The organism is Mesorhizobium metallidurans STM 2683 (genome assembly GCF_000350085.1).
GTDB classification, from domain to species: Bacteria; Pseudomonadota; Alphaproteobacteria; order Rhizobiales; family Rhizobiaceae; genus Mesorhizobium; species Mesorhizobium metallidurans.
The window spans coordinates 1-16,566 of record NZ_CAUM01000057.1 but is presented as its reverse complement, the minus strand read 5'-3'; the positions used below and the strand labels follow the sequence as shown (position 1 = coordinate 16,566).

The window sequence follows — 16,566 nt, the reverse complement described above, 5'->3', positions numbered from 1 at the left end:
GTTCCATCATGTTGCTGGTCGACGTCTATCTCGACAAATCGCCCATCCAGGGCATCGGCGTTTTCGCCAAGAACCACATCCCTCGCGGCACGCTGGTCTGGAAGCTCGATCCCAGATACGACCGCCGCATCGAGGTCGAGACCTATGAGCGTGAAACCGGGCCGGTCAAAGCCTATCTCGACCGCTACGCCTACCCCGATCGCCGCGACCCGAACTACATCGTCTTCGAAGCCGACGATGCACGCTACATGAACCACGACGACGACCCGAATTGCGATGTCTCCTCGCCGGAGGAGGCATATGCGTTGCGCGACATCGCGGCCGGCGAGGAAATGACCTGCGACTACAATCATTTCTTCGAAACCGGCTTCGATTTCCTGGGCGATCGCCACCCGTAATCGAAAATTAGCTCGAAGGCTTGCGCGCGGGATAGCCGTTGGGGTGCGGCGGGACGGCCTTCAGGTAGGCTGCGATGGCCGCGCGGTCGTCCGGTGTCAACGCGGCCATGTTTTTCTGCACGTCGACCATGGCGCCGCCGACGGAATCGAAATCCGGCGTGAAGCCGGTTTCGAGATAGTTGGCGATGTCGGCCTGCGACCACTCGCCGATGCCGCCTTCGCCCGAGGTAATGTTCGGCACGATGCCCTTGCCTTCGGCGGCAGTGGCTCCGGCCAGCCATTCGCTCTTCGTGGTGCCGCCGGTAAAGTCCCGTGGCGTGTGGCATTCGCCGCAGTGGCCGGATCCTTCGACGAGATAGCGGCCGGCCAACACCGGCTCCGGCGTGCCGTCGGCGAAAGCAATCACCGGCTGATCGCTCAGATAGAGCCGTTTCCACAGCCCGATGCCGCGACGGATGTTGAACGGGAAGCCCAGCGAATTTGTGGGCGCCTTGCCGGCCACCGCCGGAAGCGTCTTAAGGAAGGCGTAGAGATCGGCAATGTCGGCCGGCTTCATGCGGGCATAGGATGCATAGGGAAACGCCGGATAGAAATGCTCGCCGCTTGGCGACACACCCTTCAACATGGCATTGGCGAGATCTTCGACCGACCATGCGCCAATGCCGTCCTTGGCATCCTGCGAAATGTTCGGCGGCACGAAGGTGCCGAACGGCGTCTTGAGTTCGAGGCCGCCGACCAGCTGAAGGCGGGCATCGCCCTGCGAACCCGGCTTGGAATGGCATGACGTGCAGCCGCCGGCATAAAAAATGCGCTTGCCCCTGGCGGCGTCCCCGGGGCCGAGCTTGGCCAGCGTTTCGGCATCGAGCCTGACCGGGGCCGACAGGAACCACCCGGCAACCGCGCCGACGCCGCCAAGAACGAGGACGGCGCCGACGAGTTTCTTCAGCAAGGGCATTGCCTGCGATCAGCCCTTTTTGATCCGGTAGCTCTGATGACAAGTGCCGCAATCGCCACCGATGGTGTTGAATTGTGCCTTCAACGCATCGACGTCCGCGGGGGCGGCAGCGGCGGCAGCCTTGACGTCGGCGAGATACTTCTGTTCGGCCGCCTTGAAGCCGGCCATGTCTTCCCAGATCTTGGGGGCAGCCGTGGTGTCGCCAGTGTCGCTGCCCGCCGGGAAAAGAGTTTCGACGTCGGTATCGAATTTCTCGGCATTGGCCTGAAGCGCCTGCAACTGCGTCAGCACCGCCGCGGCATCGTAAGGCTCCTCGCCCTTGACCACTTTCAACAATCCGCCAGCGATCTTTCCGCGTTCCTTCATCAAAGCCTGCCGATCCAGTATCGGATCGGCAAAGGCCGCCGAGCCGGCCAGGGCGAGCATAGAGATGGCGATAACAAGCTTTCTCATTCAATGGCTCCATGTTGAGGCACTCAGGACAAAACGATAACGGCAAGGATGGCTTAAAAATTCCGGAACCTCGCCTCACGCTTGTGTGAATCTTGCTATCTTGGGCCGAAAAAAGAAAAGCCCCGGCGGGGCTTTTCTGAAGATCAAATCAGGCCTTTTCGTAGAGTTCGAGGACATGGTCCCAGTTGATGAGACTGTCGACGAAGGCTTCGAGATATTTCGGCCGGGCGTTGCGATAGTCGATGTAGTAGGAATGCTCCCAGACATCGACGCCAAGGATTGGCGTCGCACCGTGGACGAGCGGGTTCTCGCCATTCGGCGTCTTGGAGATCGCCAGCTTGCCGTCCTTGACCGAAACCCAGGCCCAGCCCGAACCGAACTGGGTGGTGCCGGCGGCGATGAAATCCGCCTTGAACTTGTCGTAGCCGCCGAGGTCGCTATCGACGGCCTTCTGCAGGGCGCCCGGCAATTTGTTGCCGCCGCCGCCCTTCTTCATCCATTTCCAGAAATGGATGTGGTTGTAGTGCTGGGCGGCATTGTTGAAGAGCCCGGCATTCTTGCCGAAGGACTGTTTGACGACTTCCTCGACCGACAGGTCGCCCATGCCGGCCTCCGCGGCCAGCTTGTTGCCATTGTCGACATAGGCCTTGTGGTGCTTGTCGTGGTGATACTCCAGCGTCTCCTTCGACATGTAAGGCTGCAAGGCCTCGTAGTCGTAGGGCAGAGCGGGCAATTCAAAAGCCATGGATGATACTCCCTCGTGGAAAGAACCCGGTGTCGATACCGGACTAAGATAGGGCTGGATTGAGCTGGAACAACTCCGGAATGAAGCGCCGGTTCCCTTTCTAAGCGGGTTCCGGAAAAGTGTCACACGGTTTTCCGCCAAGAGGCTGCGTCAAAACAAGGGCAGGCAGGCGAAGCGTCGGCGGATCAGCCGGGGGAAGTCGAATGCGCCCAATCCCAATAGAGTTCGCGCGCCTTCTTGGCCACCGGACCGGGCTGGAGATTGCGCTCCTCGATGCGGATGACCGGCACGACTTTCGAATGGTTGCCGGTCGAGAAGATCTCGTCAGCCTCGAGGAAATCGCGCACCGACAGCATCTTTTCGGTGGTCTTGAAGCCATATTCGCCGAGCAGCGTCATCGTGCGCGAGCGGGTGATGCCGGACAGGAAGGTGCCGTTCGGCGCCGGCGTCAGCACGTGGCCGTCCTTGACCAGGAAAATATTCGAGGTCCCGGTCTCGGCGACATTGCCCAGCATGTCGAGCACCAGCGCATTGTCGAAACCGCGCATCTTGGCCTCGAGGATGGCGCGGCCGTTATTGGGGTAAAGACAGCCCGCTTTGGCATTGGTCGGCATGGTTTCGATTGTGGGCCGCCGGAATGGCGAGACGGTGAGCGAAAAGCCCGTCGGCGAGATCATCGGCGATTCGTAGAGGCAAAGGCAGAAGCGGGTCGAAGCCGGATCGGCTGGTACACCCATGTAGCCGCCATGCTCGGCCCAGTACATCGGCCGGATATAGACCGCCGTCTTGCCGTCGAATTTCTTCAGCCCGTCCCAGGTCAGCCCGACGATCTTGTCGACGCTCATGGACGGCTTGAGACCGAGCGCGATCGCCGATGCATTCACCCTTGCGGCGTGGCGGTCGAGGTCGGGGGCGACACCTTCGAACCAGCGAGCGCCGTCGAAAACGCTGGTGCCGAGCCACATGGCATGGCTGCGCGGTCCCAGAATGGCGACATTGCCTTCATACCAGTCGCCGTCGACGAAGGTCCATGTCGTGGATTGCGCCGCAGTCGCCAGTGTCATTGCTTGGTTCCGTTTCGGTGCATTTTAGCCGGCCATGGAAGATGCTTTGGCGGCTGTCGTCAACCGGCATAAGCGAGATTTGTTGAGGCCAGCGGTCCCCGACCAATCGACCTCGGCGTTGGCCTGGCTGCGATCCGAGGGCGTCGATTTGATCCTGACCGCAATCAGTGCTTGCACCTTGTGCCGCCGCGCCGCAAAACTGTCGCCATGCATTATCCGTCTTACGTTTTCGACGCCTACGGCACGTTGTTCGACGTGCATGCGGCCGTGCGTCGTCATGCCGACCAGATCGGACCCGACGGCCAGCTTCTGTCCGACATCTGGCGCGCCAAGCAGCTGGAATATTCCTGGGTGCGAACGCTGATGGACGCCTATGCCGACTTCTGGCAACTCACCGAACAGGCGCTCGATTTCGCCTTGCGCAAGGTTCCATCGGCGGACAAGGGGCTGAAGACGAAACTGCTGGAAGCCTATTGGCGGCTGGACTGCTATCCGGAAGTGCCGGCCGTGCTCAAGGCGCTCAAGGCGTCGGGCGCAAGGCTGGCGATCCTGTCCAACGGCTCGCCCGAAATGCTGGAAGCGGCGGTCAAGTCCGCGGCGCTCGACCAGATCCTGGACGATATCTATTCCGTCGATGCCGTCAAGCGCTTCAAGACCGACCCGTCGGTCTACGATATGGTCACGACGAGCTGGCGTCTCTATCCTGGTGCGGTGTCGTTCCAATCGTCCAACCGCTGGGACGTCGCGGGCGCCACCAAATTCGGTTTCCGGACCGTGTGGATCAACCGCGCCAACCAGCCCGAGGAATACCGGGATTTTCCGCCGGCGCTGATCCTGCCCTCGCTCGAAGGCCTGCTGACGGGCGGCTGATGCCCGACATGTGGCCGCAGTGCAACAGGGACGGCGCGGTCACAGCTTTGCCTTTGTTTGTCCACCGTCAGGCCAGATTCGGAACCCCCTATCGCGCCGGGCATTGGTAGGGCTGGCGCCGTACTGATCAGAACGCATTCACGCTTTGTTTCGATTTGAGACTTAATAAAGGCAACCATGTTCACAACCGACATCGAATCCTATCGCCTGAGCCGCCGCGGCTTTCTGAACGCCGCAGCGCTGGGGGCCGCTTCGATTGCGGTTTCCGCCTGCGCCACTGTGGGGCAGCAGCCGGTTGAGCCTCCGCCGCCAGCCTATGTCGAGCCTCCGCTGCTGGACTATGCAACAATATATGCTCCGGTCAGCGACGGCGGGTTCGATTTGCCGGGCATACCGTACGAAAAAATCGACGAGCAGTTCCTGCGCCAGATCGTTCCCGATCCGACCGGCCAGCAACCTGGCACCATCGTCGTCGATACGGTTGGCCATCACCTCTATCTCGTGCGTCCTGGCGGACAAGCCATCCGCTACGGCGTCGGCCTTGGCCGCGCCGGTTTCGAATGGTCAGGCAACGCCGTCGTCCAGTGGAAACAGAAATGGCCGAAATGGACCCCGCCGGAAGAAATGATCGCCAGGCAGCCGGAATTGGCAAAATACAGCGCCGACAACGGCGGCATGCCTGGCGGGCTGAAGAACCCGCTTGGGGCGCGGGCGCTCTATCTGTTCCAGGGCAACCAGGACACGCTCTACCGCCTGCATGGCTCGCCCGAGTGGAACTCGATCGGCAAATCGGTGTCTTCGGGCTGTGTGCGCCTGATAAACCAGGACATCATCGACCTCTACGATCGCACGCCCTCGAAGACGCCGGTGATCGTTAGCGCCGGTGTCGGCCAGCAGATGGTGGCGACGGCAAACCGGAAGGCCATTCCGATCGACGCCGGCGTGCCGGAAGGCTCGATTTTGCTTGGCCCGGTAAGGGCGATTACCGATCAGGTTTTCTAGTTCGATCGAGGAACGGCGGTCGAGGAGATGCCGGTGAAGCGCTGGCGCCGCAGCGCCACGATGCGCTCTGTCACGGCCTGGCCCGTGGCGTTCGGATTGCGCCTGGGCCGCGACGAGCGGTCGGCCATGCCGGCACGGCCTTCAGCGCTTGTAGCGCTCGACCGCTTCACGACCTTCGCCGTCACCGCGTATTGCAACGCCGCCTGGGCTTGGGAAAGGCTGCCTTCTATCACCGCAAGCGCCATCTCCTCTCGACGCAGAGGCGTGAGGCGGGCATTCTTGTGGATGTTCATTCGGATCCTCCGGTGAGTGCTGAAGCGTGGTAACTCCAGTCTCCTCGGTTCGGTCCGAATGAACAACCTCCTGAAAGCCCACATCTAGGGAGCCGAATGGATGGGGTTGGACCGCTCAGCCCATGCCGACTCAGTTCGTCGCTGGCGAGAGTCCCAAGGCATCAGCGAGAACCCGGTACACGTCACTCTCCTCCATGTAGCCCTTGAACTCTTCGGCACCGGGACCGGTAGCCTGCAACACAACGTCGTCGACGGAATGGACGGCAGTATCGGCCGACCTCGGCAAATTGCCGATGCGTAGTACGGCGCCCGGTACGTCCTTGTACTTCTCGTTGGCGACATACTGCTTGCTCTCGTTCTGCACCGCCGGCACGAACGGGCCGTCGAGCTTCGGACGGAACGTCTCATAATAGTCGGGGAAATTGGCGCCGAAGATTGCCAGACGGCGCGAGACATCGACGCTGTCGGGATAGTCGTCGCCGTTCTTGTCCTCGTAGTTCGGGAAGCCGGCGTCGGCATAGGTACCGACTTTGTCGCGCATTTCGGGACCTGGCTTGTTGTCGTCGATGGTGCCGACGATGGAGACGCTTTGGGTATGGTCGCCGGTCACGACGATCATTGTATCGGGATTGGTCTTGGCGAATTCCATGGCGGCGCCGACCGCCTTGTCGAATTCGATGGTCTCGACCATGGAGCGCTCCCAGTCCATCGGGTGCGACATCTTGTCGACCGAGGCGCCTTCGACCATCAGGAAGAAGCCTTCTGGATTCTTCGAAAGTTCACCAAGCGCAACGTTGGTCATTTCGACGAGGCCCGGCTGATTGGGGAAGGTTTCCACGGTGCCCTTCTTGAGGAAATCGCGGTCAAGCGTGACGTCCATGTTGCCGGGATGGAACAGGCCGAGGATCTTGCCGGTGTTGGTCTTGGCGGCGGCCTCGAGTTCGGTCTTGTCGGTGGCAAGAGCGTATCCGGCATCGCGGAATTTCGCGATGTAGTCCGTATCGTCCTTTCGCTTGGAACCCGCCGTGCTCTGCGGCAGGAAATAGGCGGCGCCGCCGCCGAGGATGACGTCGGGCTGCGTCTGGTAGAACATGCCGACGATATCGGCCTTGTCGCTGCGGCTGCGGGTATGAGAGACAACGGCTGCCGGGGTGGCGTCCTCGATCTCGGCCGTGGAGACGACGCCGATCGATTTCTTGCCGGTGCGCCGCAGGGCTTCGGCGATGGTCTCTACCTTCGGATCATCCAGGCTGGCCTTGGTGCGGTCGGCGTAGACGCCGAGCGCGTTTACCGCCGTCTTGTGACCGGTCATGTAGGCCGACATCGTGTTGGCGCTGTCGGTCGCGACCGCATTGGTCGACGAGGTGCCGATAAGGGCCATACGGTCGAGGTCGTCCATGTTGAGCCTGCCGTTCGCCTTGCCTTCAGTCATGCCCTTGGACATGATCCGCGCACCGGTGCGATGCGCGACGGAGAGGCCGTCGCCGACCAAGAAGATGACGTTCTTGGCGCGTGGTGCCGCCGAGGTTGCGAACACGTCCCATTTGACGGACTTGACTTCGTCACCGGCCTTGGCTTCGATCGTGTAGGTGCCGGGCTGAGTGATGCTGGCGGCCCGGATCAAAATGGCGGAGGCATCAACCCCCTCTTCCTTTTCCACGAACTCGACCTTTTTGCCTAGGATTTCCTCGGCCGGTTTGCCGTTGATCGTCACCGTGACCTGGTCGGGGCTGACGACTTTGTCGAATTCGACCTTCAGGTCGAAAGGAGACTGAGCGAGGATCGTGGCGCGATCGAGAGGGTAGATCGTGGCTGCACCAGCAACGCTGGCAAGACTTGTCGTGACGGCAAGCGCGATGAGGGCGCGACGCATGGTTGACCTCCGAAAATTGACTGACGAAAGGCACTTTCGGACTTATTTGCTACGGCGATGTGACACGGCTTCAAGTCAGTGTGCGGCGAATCGGGGGACCCTCCTGGTCCGATGCTCGTTACCGGCCCCTCGACAAACTGCCGAGAATACCGCGGACGATCGCCCGGCCCACGGATGAACCGACCGAGCGGACCACCGATTTGATCGCCGCTTCCGCCACCGTCTGGCGATTTGACGGTCTGGGGGCCGATGTGCGCCTGCCGCCGGTGGTCTGGGGCGGGGGACTGTCATTGCCGAAGCCTGGAATGGTCCAGCGCGAGCGACCGGCCTCCTGCTGCTGCGCCTCCGCGTCCTGGGCTTCCTTGGCTTTTTGCTGAAGCATCTCGAAAGCCGATTCACGATCGACGACCTGGTCGTACTGTCCCGCAACCGGGCTCTCGGCGATCAGCTTGCGGCGCTCGTCAGGCGTGATCGGACCAAGGCGCGACGACGGCGGGCGAATCAGCGTCCGCTGGACCATGGACGGCGCGCCCTTGGCTTCCAGTGTCGAAACCAGCGCCTCGCCGGTGCCAAGCTGCGTGATCACGGTGGCACAGTCGAAATCGGGATTGGGCCTGAACGTCTCGGCGGCCGTCCTCACGGCCTTCTGTTCCCGCGGCGTATAGGCGCGTAAGGCATGCTGCACCCGGTTACCGAGCTGGGCCAGAACGGTTTCGGGGATATCCAGCGGGTTTTGGGTGACAAAATAGACGCCGACGCCCTTCGAACGGATCAGGCGCACCACCTGTTCGACCCGGTCGATCAGCACCTTGGGCGCATCGCCGAACAGAAGGTGCGCCTCGTCGAAGAAGAAGACCAGCTTCGGCTTGTCGGGATCGCCGACCTCGGGAAGCTCCTCGAACAGTTCCGACATCAGCCACAAAAGGAATGTCGCGTAGAGCCGGGGATTCATCATCAGCTTGTCGGCGGCCAGCACGCTGATGGCGCCGCGCCCGTCGCGGGTGGTGCGCATGATGTCGGCGATCCGTAACGCCGGCTCACCGAAGAAGTTCGCCGCGCCCTGCTGCTCCAGAACCAGCAAGGTGCGCTGGATCGCGCCGACCGAAGGCTTGGTGACATTGCCGTAGCGAGCGCCGATTTCCTGGGCGCGATCGGCAATGTTGGCAAGAAGCGCCTGCAGGTCCTTCAGGTCCAGCAGCAAAAGGCCCTCCTCGTCGGCAATGCGGAAGGCGATGTTCATGATGCCTTCCTGCGCCTCCGAGAGGTTCATCAGACGTGACAGGAGCAGCGGCCCCATTTCCGAAATGGTGGCGCGGATCGGATGGCCCTGCTCACCGAACAGATCCCAGAAGATGACCGGGAACTCCTGGAATTCATAAGGATCGAGCTTGACCTGCTTGGCGCGCTTGACCAGAAAATCCTGCGCCGTGCCCATCATGGCGATGCCCGACAGGTCGCCCTTGATGTCGGCGCAGAAGACGGGCACGCCGGCATTGGAGAAACTTTCCGCCAGTATCTGCAACGTGACGGTCTTGCCGGTGCCGGTCGCGCCGGTGATCATGCCGTGACGATTGCCATATTGCAGCAGCAGGCGTTCGGGGCGCTGGTAGCTGTCATCAGGCTTGCGGCTGGCTCCTATGAAAATGCTTGTGTCGTCAGCCATGTGTCCGGTCTCCGCAAACCTGAAGAGTTGAAAGCCCTATAGTCTTGAAAAGCATGGGGCCTCGCCGCAGGTATAATGACGCCATCGCGCAGCGACAATGCCCGTGGTCGAAATTGGATTTTTGAAGCTTGCGGATTCTGCGCATGTTTGGCAATCGGTTGACGGTTCACCGTCACAGGAAGCATGTCGCATTGTGATATGGAACCGGGAACCGTAGACTAACGTTCCAGGCCGACACGCACGGCCGAAAAGACAAGGAGAGCGGATGGGCGCCGGTGCCTTGATCCACGATGCCGAACTTCCGAACGCCGAGCGACAGCGATGGCTGGCACTGGCGGAAAAGGCGCTTGCCGGCGGATCCTTCGAGGAAAAGCTCGTCTCCCATACCGACGACGATATTCGCATTGAACCGCTTTATGATCGCGCGGCGGCGGAGCCTCTCGTGCGGGCAAACCCCAGATCGCCATGGATCGTCAGCCAGCGTGTCGACGATCCGGATATCGACCGCGCCAGAAGCCAGGCGCTGGAAGACGTCGCGCAAGGCGCCACCGGCTTGTCGCTGGTTTTCGAAGGCGCGCCTAATGCATTCGGCTATGGCCTGCCGAGAACTGCCAAGGCGCTTGAGACCGTGCTCGACGGCGTGCCGCTCAACCGCATCCAGGTCCGCATCGACGCCCATCCCTGGAGCCGCGCCGTGGCCGACTGGCTGGTGGCGTTCCTGAGCAAGCGCCGGTCCGATCCGGCAAAACTCAATCTGTCCTTCGGCATAGATCCGGCGGCGATCTTTGCCGGAACCGGCCGGCTGCGCATGTCGATCGAAGCCCTGAAGGCGTCGATGCCGCAATCGCTGGCGCATTTTTTCTCGATGGGCGTGCCGGGTGTTCTGCTGGAAGCGGATGGGCGCGTCTTCCACAATGCCGGCGCCACCGAGGCGCAGGAGCTGGGCACGATGATGGCCTCGGCGGTCTCCTATCTCCGGATGTTCGAGGAGGCCCGCCAGCCGCTCGTCTATGCGGCGCCCCATATCGGCTTTGCGCTAAGCGTCGACCAGGACCAGTTCGTGTCGATGGCAAAGATCAGGGCGCTGCGCAGGCTGTGGGCGCGTGTTCAGGAGGCCTGCTCGATCCCCGCTTCCACTGCCAACATCCATGCCGAAACGTCCTTCCGCATGATGACGACCGTGGACCCGGAGACGAACATCCTGCGCACCGCGATTGCCGGTTTTGCCGCAGCGGCCGGCGGCGCGGATTCGATCTCCATCCTGCCGCACACGATCACGCATGGTTTGCCGGCGGGCTTTGCCCGCCGCGTCGCCCGCAATGCGCAACTGATCATGGCCAATGAAAGCCATATCGATCATGTCGCCGACCCTGCCTGCGGTTCGGGCGCCGTCGAGGCGCTCACCGCGGATCTCTGTGAAGCGGCCTGGGAAGAATTCCAGCGGATCGAGGCGGAAGGCGGCGTGCTGTCCAGCCTCCAGCAAGGGCACATCCAGAAGCGGGTCCAAGCGGCATCGGCCCGCCGCAACGCTGCCTATCAGGCGGGCGAACGCGCCATCGTCGGCACGACGCTTTACCCGTCGAAAGGCGAACGTGCGGTCGAAACGCTGGCGGCCGAGCGGCGGCAAGCGTTGACCGAAAGCGTGGCGGTCTGCGAGCCGCTGTTTCCGATCGGGATCGATCAGGCGATCGGAGCCGGGTCATGATCCCGGATTTCAGCAAGGTCGGCTGGTCGGCGCCGCGCCGCATACCGATCGAGATCAAAGGCCAGCGGCTGACGCCGGAAGGTCTGAGCGTCAAGCATCTGTACAACCACAGCGATCTCAAGGGACTGCCTAATCTCGACACCTATCCGGGCATGCCGCCTTTCGTGCGCGGCCCTTACCCGACCATGTATGTCCAGCAGCCCTGGACGATCCGGCAATATGCCGGCTTCTCGACGGCGGAAGAATCGAACGCCTTCTACCGGCGCAACCTTGCCGCCGGCCAGAAGGGGCTGTCGATCGCCTTCGATCTCGCCACGCATCGCGGCTATGACAGCGACCATCCGCGCGTTGCAGGCGATGTCGGCATGGCCGGTGTCGCCATCGATTCCATCCTCGACATGCGCCAGCTCTTCGACGGCATCCCGCTCGACGAGATGACGGTTTCGATGACGATGAACGGCGCGGTGCTGCCGATCATGGCGCTCTATATCGTGGCTGCGGAGGAACAGGGCGTTGCGCAGAAGGACCTCGCCGGGACCATTCAGAACGACATTCTGAAAGAGTTCATGGTGCGCAACACCTACATCTATCCGCCTAAGCCTTCGATGCGGATCGTGTCGGACATTTTTTCCTACACCTCTCAGCATATGCCGAAATTCAATTCGATCTCGATCTCCGGCTATCACATGCAGGAGGCGGGTGCGACGGCCGACCTCGAACTCGCCTACACGATCGCCGACGGCATCGAATATGCCCGCGCCGGCGTCGCGGCCGGTCTCGATATCGACCGTTTCGCACCGCGGCTTTCGTTCTTCTGGGCGATCGGCATGAACTTCTTCATGGAAGTGGCCAAGCTCAGGGCGGCGCGGCTTTTGTGGTCGAGCCTGATGCTGAAGAACTTCCTGCCGAAGGATGAGCGCTCGCTGTCGCTACGGACCCATTGCCAGACTTCGGGCTGGTCGCTGACGGCGCAGGATCCCTACAACAACATCACCCGCACCATGATCGAGGCGATGGCCGCGACTCAAGGCCATACGCAGTCGCTGCACACCAACTCCTTCGACGAGGCGATGGCGCTGCCGACCGACCATTCGGCCCGCATCGCCCGCAACACGCAGCTCATCCTGCAGAAGGAATCCGGAACGACCCGCATCATCGACCCATGGGGCGGCTCGGCCTATGTCGAGCGGTTGACCCACGATCTGGCGGCGCGCGCGCGCGCCCATATCGAGGAGGTCGAGAGCCTTGGCGGCATGGCCGCGGCGACCGAAAAGGGCATCCCGAAGCTGCGCATCGAAGAGGCGGCCGCACGCACGCAGGCGCGCATCGATTCGGGCGAGCAGATCCTGGTCGGCGTCAACGCGCATCGCCCGGAGACGGACATCGAGGTCGACGTGCTGAAGATCGACAATGCCGAGGTCAAAGCCCGGCAATTGTCGAAGCTGCAAAGGCTGAAGGGCACGCGTGACGTCGGCGCCGTCGAGAGCGCGCTGGAGGCGCTGAGCCGTGCCGCCAAGAGCGGCGAAAACCTGCTCGAATTCGCCATCCGCGCCGCACGCGCCAACGCCACGGTCGGTGAGATTTCGCTGGCGCTGGAAAAAGTATTCGGCCGCCATGTCGCTTCGGTACAGACGATCTCAGGCGTCTATCGCAAGGCGCTTGGCGACAATCCGGTGGTCGACCGGCTGCAGGACAAGATCGTGGCTTTCGAGGAGAGGTCAGGCGGCAAGCCGCGCATTCTCGTCGCCAAGATGGGACAGGACGGCCATGATCGCGGCCAGAAGGTGATTGCCACGGCTTTTGCCGATCTCGGCTTCGACGTCACCGTCGGAGCGATGTTCCAGACGCCGGAAGAGATCGCGAAACTCGCGGTCGAGCATGACGTGCACATTATCGGCGCCTCGTCGCTGGCGGCGGGACATCTGACGCTCATTCCCGAACTCAAGAGCGCGTTGAAGAAGCTCGGCCGTGAGGACATGCTGATCGTCGCCGGCGGCGTCATCCCACCTCAGGATTATGACGCGGTGCTGCAAGCGGGGGCCGCGGAAATCTTTCCGCCGGGCACCGTCATCCCGGAAGCGGCGGAACGGCTGATGGACCGGCTGCTACAGGCTTGACCGGCCTGTTATAATATCTGTTGCAACAATCGACCGACCGAGTTATAATGGGTGTTGCAACAGGATACGACACCATGAACACCACCATTCGCAAAATCGGCAATTCCGAAGGCGTGATCCTGCCGAGGGAACTTCTTGATCGTCTGAACCTGCGGGCTGGCGACAGCATCGTCATCGTGCAGGAGGGCGAGGAGCTTCGCCTGCGCCGCACCGAGGACACTGCCGAAGAGTTCGAACGCAAGATGAAGATCGCGCGTGAGCGGATGAAGAAATATGAGGTTGCCTACCGCGCGCTCGCGAAATGACCGAGCATCATTCGAGGGAATTCGTGGAGGCGCTCCACGCCGAACAACTGCGCCTCCACGGCGGCGCGCCGGGTATTCGAGACGAGGGGATGTTGGAATCGGCGCTCTACCGGCCTCAACAGAGGGAAATCTACGGAGAGCCGGATCTTTGCGAGCTAGCAGCTGCTTATCTCTTCGGCATAGCCAAGAACCACCCGTTCATCGACGGCAACAAGCGCACCGCTTTTGCCGCCGCTGATCTGTTCCTCTATTTCAATGGATTGAGCGTCGAAGCCGACCAACAGGATATCATTCAGTTTGTCCTGATGGTTGCCGCCGGCGAAATCGATGAGGCGGGAGCGGCGGCATTCTTCCGCGACCATGTCGTCAAGCTCGAAGGGTAGTTGCCCGTAGTTGCCACGAAACTTTCATTTGCCGGAGGGACAGCACCCCCCTCTGGCCTGCTGGCCATCTCCCCCGCAAGGAGGGAGATTGGCAGCTTCTGCGCCCCGCTTCTTTGCAACGTTGGTGATTGGCGAAAGCGAAAATCACATCCGATCTCCCCCCTTGCGGGGGAGATGTCCGGCAGGACAGAGGGGGGTGGGACGGAACGCTACGGAACGGTTTTGGGCGAAGGTCAGCTCTCCGAGAGCTTGACGATTTCCCATTCCTTGCCGTTGACAACAGCCACGTCACCAGCCCTCTTGCCGAACAAGGCCATGGCCATCGGCGAGACGTGGGAGATGCTGCCCTTGGCCGGGTCGGCCTCGTCCTCGCCGACGATCTTCCAGTGGACCTTCCTGCCGTCATCGCCTTCCAGCGTGACGCCCATGCCGAAACGGACGAGGTCGCTGCCCGGCTCCGGCACGGAAAGCTCGGCGCTTTCACGCCGCGCGGTCCAGTAGCGCAGGTCGCGCGACACAACTGCGATGCGTTCGCGGTCGGCCCGCCTCTCGGCTTTCGCCAATATGTCGCGCAGGTCGGCCAGATTCTCCTCGATCTGCGCCAGGCCGCGCTCCGTCACCAGATTGCGGTGCTGGCTGATCGGCCGCTCGCCAATGCCGGCGATGGCGTTTTCGCTATCTTCCTCGCGCGTGAAGGCTCTGCTCATCCGTCGAATTTAGGCGCGTAACCGCGACTTCACAAGCCATTGCAACGGGCCTGCCCGGTCTGGCACGATTCCTGCGACATCGGGGGCAGACTCCAGGAATCTGTGCCGATGTTGAACAGACGAAAGTTTCTCACGGGAACCGCCGGCTTTGCGGTACTCGGCCTCTCGCTCGGCAAGGCGGCCGCGACCGCCCTGCCCGGCATCGAGAATGCCTCGATGCGCGGCTCGATCAACGCTGCCGACCTCGGCGTGCAGCCCGGCGCGCTCGACGACCAGAGCAAGGCCTTCGCCAAGCTGCTGCGTCAGGCCAACGATCGCGACATGCCGGTGTTCCTGCCGCCGGGCACCTATGTGGTATCAAACCTCTCGCTGCCCGGCCGCGTCAGGCTCTCCGGCGTGCCGGGTGCATCGCGGATCGTCTATGGCGGCAACGGCCATCTCTTCATGGCCGAACAGGCCGAGCATATCGAATTCAGCGGGCTGGTGTTCGACGGCAGCAACCGCTGGATGGGCGACTATGCGCAAGGCCTGCTCGATCTTCGCCGCGTCGGCCACCTCGTCGTCGACAATTGCCAGATATCAGGCAGCGGCAAGCGCGGCCTGTCGCTCGAACATGCGTCGGGTCGCATTGAGCGCTCGGACATATCGGGCGCGGCCGACGCCGGCATCTATTCGGTCGAGGCCGACGGCCTGGAGATCTCAGGCAACACAGTCTCCGACTGCGGCAATGGCGGCATCCTCGTGCATCGCTGGCAAGCGGCCGAGGACGGCACCATCGTCAGCGGCAACCGCGTTGAACGCATCCAGGCGCGAAGCGGCGGAACCGGCCAGAACGGCAACGGCATCAATACCTTCCGCGCCGGCAATGTCGTCATCTCGGGCAACATCGTCTCGGACTGCGCGTTTTCGGCGATCCGCGCCAACAGCGCCAGCAATCTGCAGATGACCGGCAACACCTGCTCGCGGTCGGGCGAAACGGCGCTCTATTCCGAGTTCTCCTTCGAAGGCGCGATCATCGGCAACAACATCGTCGACGGCGCCGCCAACGGCATCTCGATCGTCAATTTCAACGAAGGCGGCCGCATGGGGGTCTGCCAGGGCAACATCGTGCGCAACCTCTCGACGTCTGGCCCCTACCCGGCGGACGCGCCCGGCTTCGGCGTCGGCATCAGCGTCGAAGCCGATACCACCGTGTCGGGCAATGTCGTCGAAAATGCGCCGCTCTACGGCATGCAAATCGGCTGGGGACCGTATATGCGCAATGTCGTGGCGACAGGAAATATCATCCGCAAGGCCGGAACGGGCATCGTCGTCACCGTGGTCGAGGGTGCCGGTACGGCCGTCATTTCCAACAACGTCATCGATGGCGCGCAAAACGGCGCGGTCATCGGCCAGCGCTGGGCCGAGCCGGTGACCGGCGACCTCGCCCAGTCAGGCAATGCCGGCTATCCGCATCTGACCGTCGAGCGCAATCACGTCAGTTGAGTTCGGCTGTCGGCCGGAGCTGACCCACCTTGGCGCCAACCCGGCTTTCGATGGGCGCGTTTGCCAGTTCGATCAGCTTCGCCGCCAGGATCTCGTCGGCATGCAGCAGCTTGGAAATGACCGCGGCAACCATGGCCTCGGCCGCCCGGCCAGCGCCATCATTGCATTTGAGCGCGATGCCGAGCCCAAGTTCAGGCAGTGCCGCACAATAGACGCCCTCGGCTCCGCCCTTTGCAAAAATCCGCCCAGGGGCAGCCTCCATCAGCGCAACGTCAGCGCGGCCGGTGCCGGCGACGAAGAACGGCTCGGCCATGCAGGCGGACAGCAGCCGCTTTGCGGCCTTGGAGCGCACCGGCGCAAATCCGGTCCCGGTCGCCATGCGGGCAAAGCCGAGTGCGAAGCTCCTCAGCGGCACAGCATAGGTCGGGATCGAGCAGCCGTCGATCGCTCGCTCGTCGGCACCATGGGCAGCACCCGTCACCGCCTGTATTGCGTCGCGCACCATCTCCTGCAAGGCGTGATCCGCCCTGACATAAGGACAGTCGTCA

General features: G+C 62.3%; 16 protein-coding genes and 1 pseudogene. 8 read left to right on the top strand and 9 right to left on the bottom strand.

Going from position 1 to position 16,566, the window contains the following annotated elements; genetic code table 11:
- The first annotated feature begins 8 nt into the window (after nt 1–8).
- Entirely contained in the window at nt 9–398 is a 390-nt protein-coding gene (locus MESS2_RS10050; protein ID WP_008874091.1) for an SET domain-containing protein, read from the top strand.
- 7 nt (nt 399–405) lie between these two features.
- Here the strand turns inward: MESS2_RS10050 and MESS2_RS10045 are convergent, their stop codons facing one another.
- From MESS2_RS10045 to MESS2_RS10030, 4 genes are all read right to left on the bottom strand, one after another.
- Nucleotides 406–1,353, bottom strand: a complete 948-nt coding sequence (locus tag MESS2_RS10045; RefSeq protein ID WP_008874090.1) for a cytochrome c — start codon at nt 1,351–1,353, stop codon at nt 406–408.
- Nucleotides 1,354–1,362: 9 nt separating this feature from the next.
- On the bottom strand, nt 1,363–1,806 hold the full coding sequence (locus MESS2_RS10040; RefSeq protein WP_008874089.1) for a c-type cytochrome: 444 nt from the start codon (nt 1,804–1,806) through the stop codon (nt 1,363–1,365).
- A gap of 148 nt (nt 1,807–1,954) precedes the next feature.
- Nucleotides 1,955–2,551, bottom strand: coding sequence for a superoxide dismutase (locus tag MESS2_RS10035; RefSeq protein ID WP_006330956.1), 597 nt, complete (start codon nt 2,549–2,551; stop codon nt 1,955–1,957).
- Nucleotides 2,552–2,736: 185 nt separating this feature from the next.
- Nucleotides 2,737–3,615 (bottom strand): branched-chain amino acid aminotransferase, encoded by an 879-nt coding sequence (locus MESS2_RS10030; RefSeq protein ID WP_008874088.1) that lies wholly within the window; start codon nt 3,613–3,615, stop codon nt 2,737–2,739.
- A 207-nt stretch (nt 3,616–3,822) separates the two neighbouring features.
- Here MESS2_RS10030 and MESS2_RS10025 point away from each other — a divergent pair, with 207 nt between their 5' ends.
- Nucleotides 3,823–4,485 (top strand): haloacid dehalogenase type II, encoded by a 663-nt coding sequence (locus MESS2_RS10025; protein WP_008874087.1) that lies wholly within the window; start codon nt 3,823–3,825, stop codon nt 4,483–4,485.
- Nucleotides 4,486–4,662: 177 nt separating this feature from the next.
- The gene (locus MESS2_RS10020) at nt 4,663–5,487 is read left to right on the top strand and encodes a L,D-transpeptidase (protein ID WP_008874086.1); all 825 of its coding nucleotides are present in this window, start codon (nt 4,663–4,665) and stop codon (nt 5,485–5,487) included.
- A gap of 29 nt (nt 5,488–5,516) precedes the next feature.
- Here MESS2_RS10020 and MESS2_RS10015 read toward each other — a convergent pair.
- The 3 genes and pseudogenes from MESS2_RS10015 to MESS2_RS10005 form a co-directional block, all read right to left on the bottom strand.
- Nucleotides 5,517–5,780: pseudogene (locus MESS2_RS10015) on the bottom strand (leucine zipper domain-containing protein); the annotation flags it as partial.
- A 130-nt stretch (nt 5,781–5,910) separates the two neighbouring features.
- Nucleotides 5,911–7,653, bottom strand: a complete 1,743-nt coding sequence (locus MESS2_RS10010) for an alkaline phosphatase (RefSeq protein ID WP_008874084.1) — start codon at nt 7,651–7,653, stop codon at nt 5,911–5,913.
- A gap of 118 nt (nt 7,654–7,771) precedes the next feature.
- Nucleotides 7,772–9,316 (bottom strand): helicase HerA-like C-terminal domain-containing protein, encoded by a 1,545-nt coding sequence (locus tag MESS2_RS10005; protein WP_008874083.1) that lies wholly within the window; start codon nt 9,314–9,316, stop codon nt 7,772–7,774.
- Nucleotides 9,317–9,581: 265 nt separating this feature from the next.
- Between MESS2_RS10005 and MESS2_RS10000 the strand changes: the two genes are divergently transcribed.
- From MESS2_RS10000 to MESS2_RS09985, 4 genes are all read left to right on the top strand, one after another.
- Nucleotides 9,582–11,021, top strand: coding sequence for a methylmalonyl-CoA mutase subunit beta (locus tag MESS2_RS10000; RefSeq protein ID WP_008874082.1), 1,440 nt, complete (start codon nt 9,582–9,584; stop codon nt 11,019–11,021).
- The gene (gene scpA, locus MESS2_RS09995; protein ID WP_008874081.1) at nt 11,018–13,138 is read left to right on the top strand and encodes a methylmalonyl-CoA mutase; all 2,121 of its coding nucleotides are present in this window, start codon (nt 11,018–11,020) and stop codon (nt 13,136–13,138) included. Before MESS2_RS10000 ends, scpA begins: the two co-directional genes overlap by 4 nt.
- A gap of 74 nt (nt 13,139–13,212) precedes the next feature.
- Nucleotides 13,213–13,443, top strand: a complete 231-nt coding sequence (locus tag MESS2_RS09990) for an AbrB/MazE/SpoVT family DNA-binding domain-containing protein (protein WP_008874080.1) — start codon at nt 13,213–13,215, stop codon at nt 13,441–13,443.
- Complete coding sequence (locus tag MESS2_RS09985) at nt 13,440–13,826, top strand: type II toxin-antitoxin system death-on-curing family toxin (RefSeq protein ID WP_008874079.1); 387 nt, start codon at nt 13,440–13,442, stop codon at nt 13,824–13,826. Before MESS2_RS09990 ends, MESS2_RS09985 begins: the two co-directional genes overlap by 4 nt.
- Nucleotides 13,827–14,059: 233 nt before the next feature.
- Here MESS2_RS09985 and greA read toward each other — a convergent pair whose 3' ends face one another.
- Nucleotides 14,060–14,533, bottom strand: a complete 474-nt coding sequence (gene greA, locus MESS2_RS09975) for a transcription elongation factor GreA (RefSeq protein ID WP_008874078.1) — start codon at nt 14,531–14,533, stop codon at nt 14,060–14,062.
- Between the two features lie 108 nt (nt 14,534–14,641).
- On the opposite strand from greA, the gene MESS2_RS09970 reads away from it, so the two are divergent.
- Complete coding sequence (locus tag MESS2_RS09970; protein WP_008874077.1) at nt 14,642–16,018, top strand: TIGR03808 family TAT-translocated repetitive protein; 1,377 nt, start codon at nt 14,642–14,644, stop codon at nt 16,016–16,018.
- Here MESS2_RS09970 and MESS2_RS09965 read toward each other — a convergent pair.
- Nucleotides 16,011–16,566 (bottom strand): asparaginase (locus MESS2_RS09965; protein ID WP_040592621.1); only part of this gene is annotated, 556 nt, incomplete at its 5' end. The genes MESS2_RS09970 and MESS2_RS09965 overlap by 8 nt on opposite strands.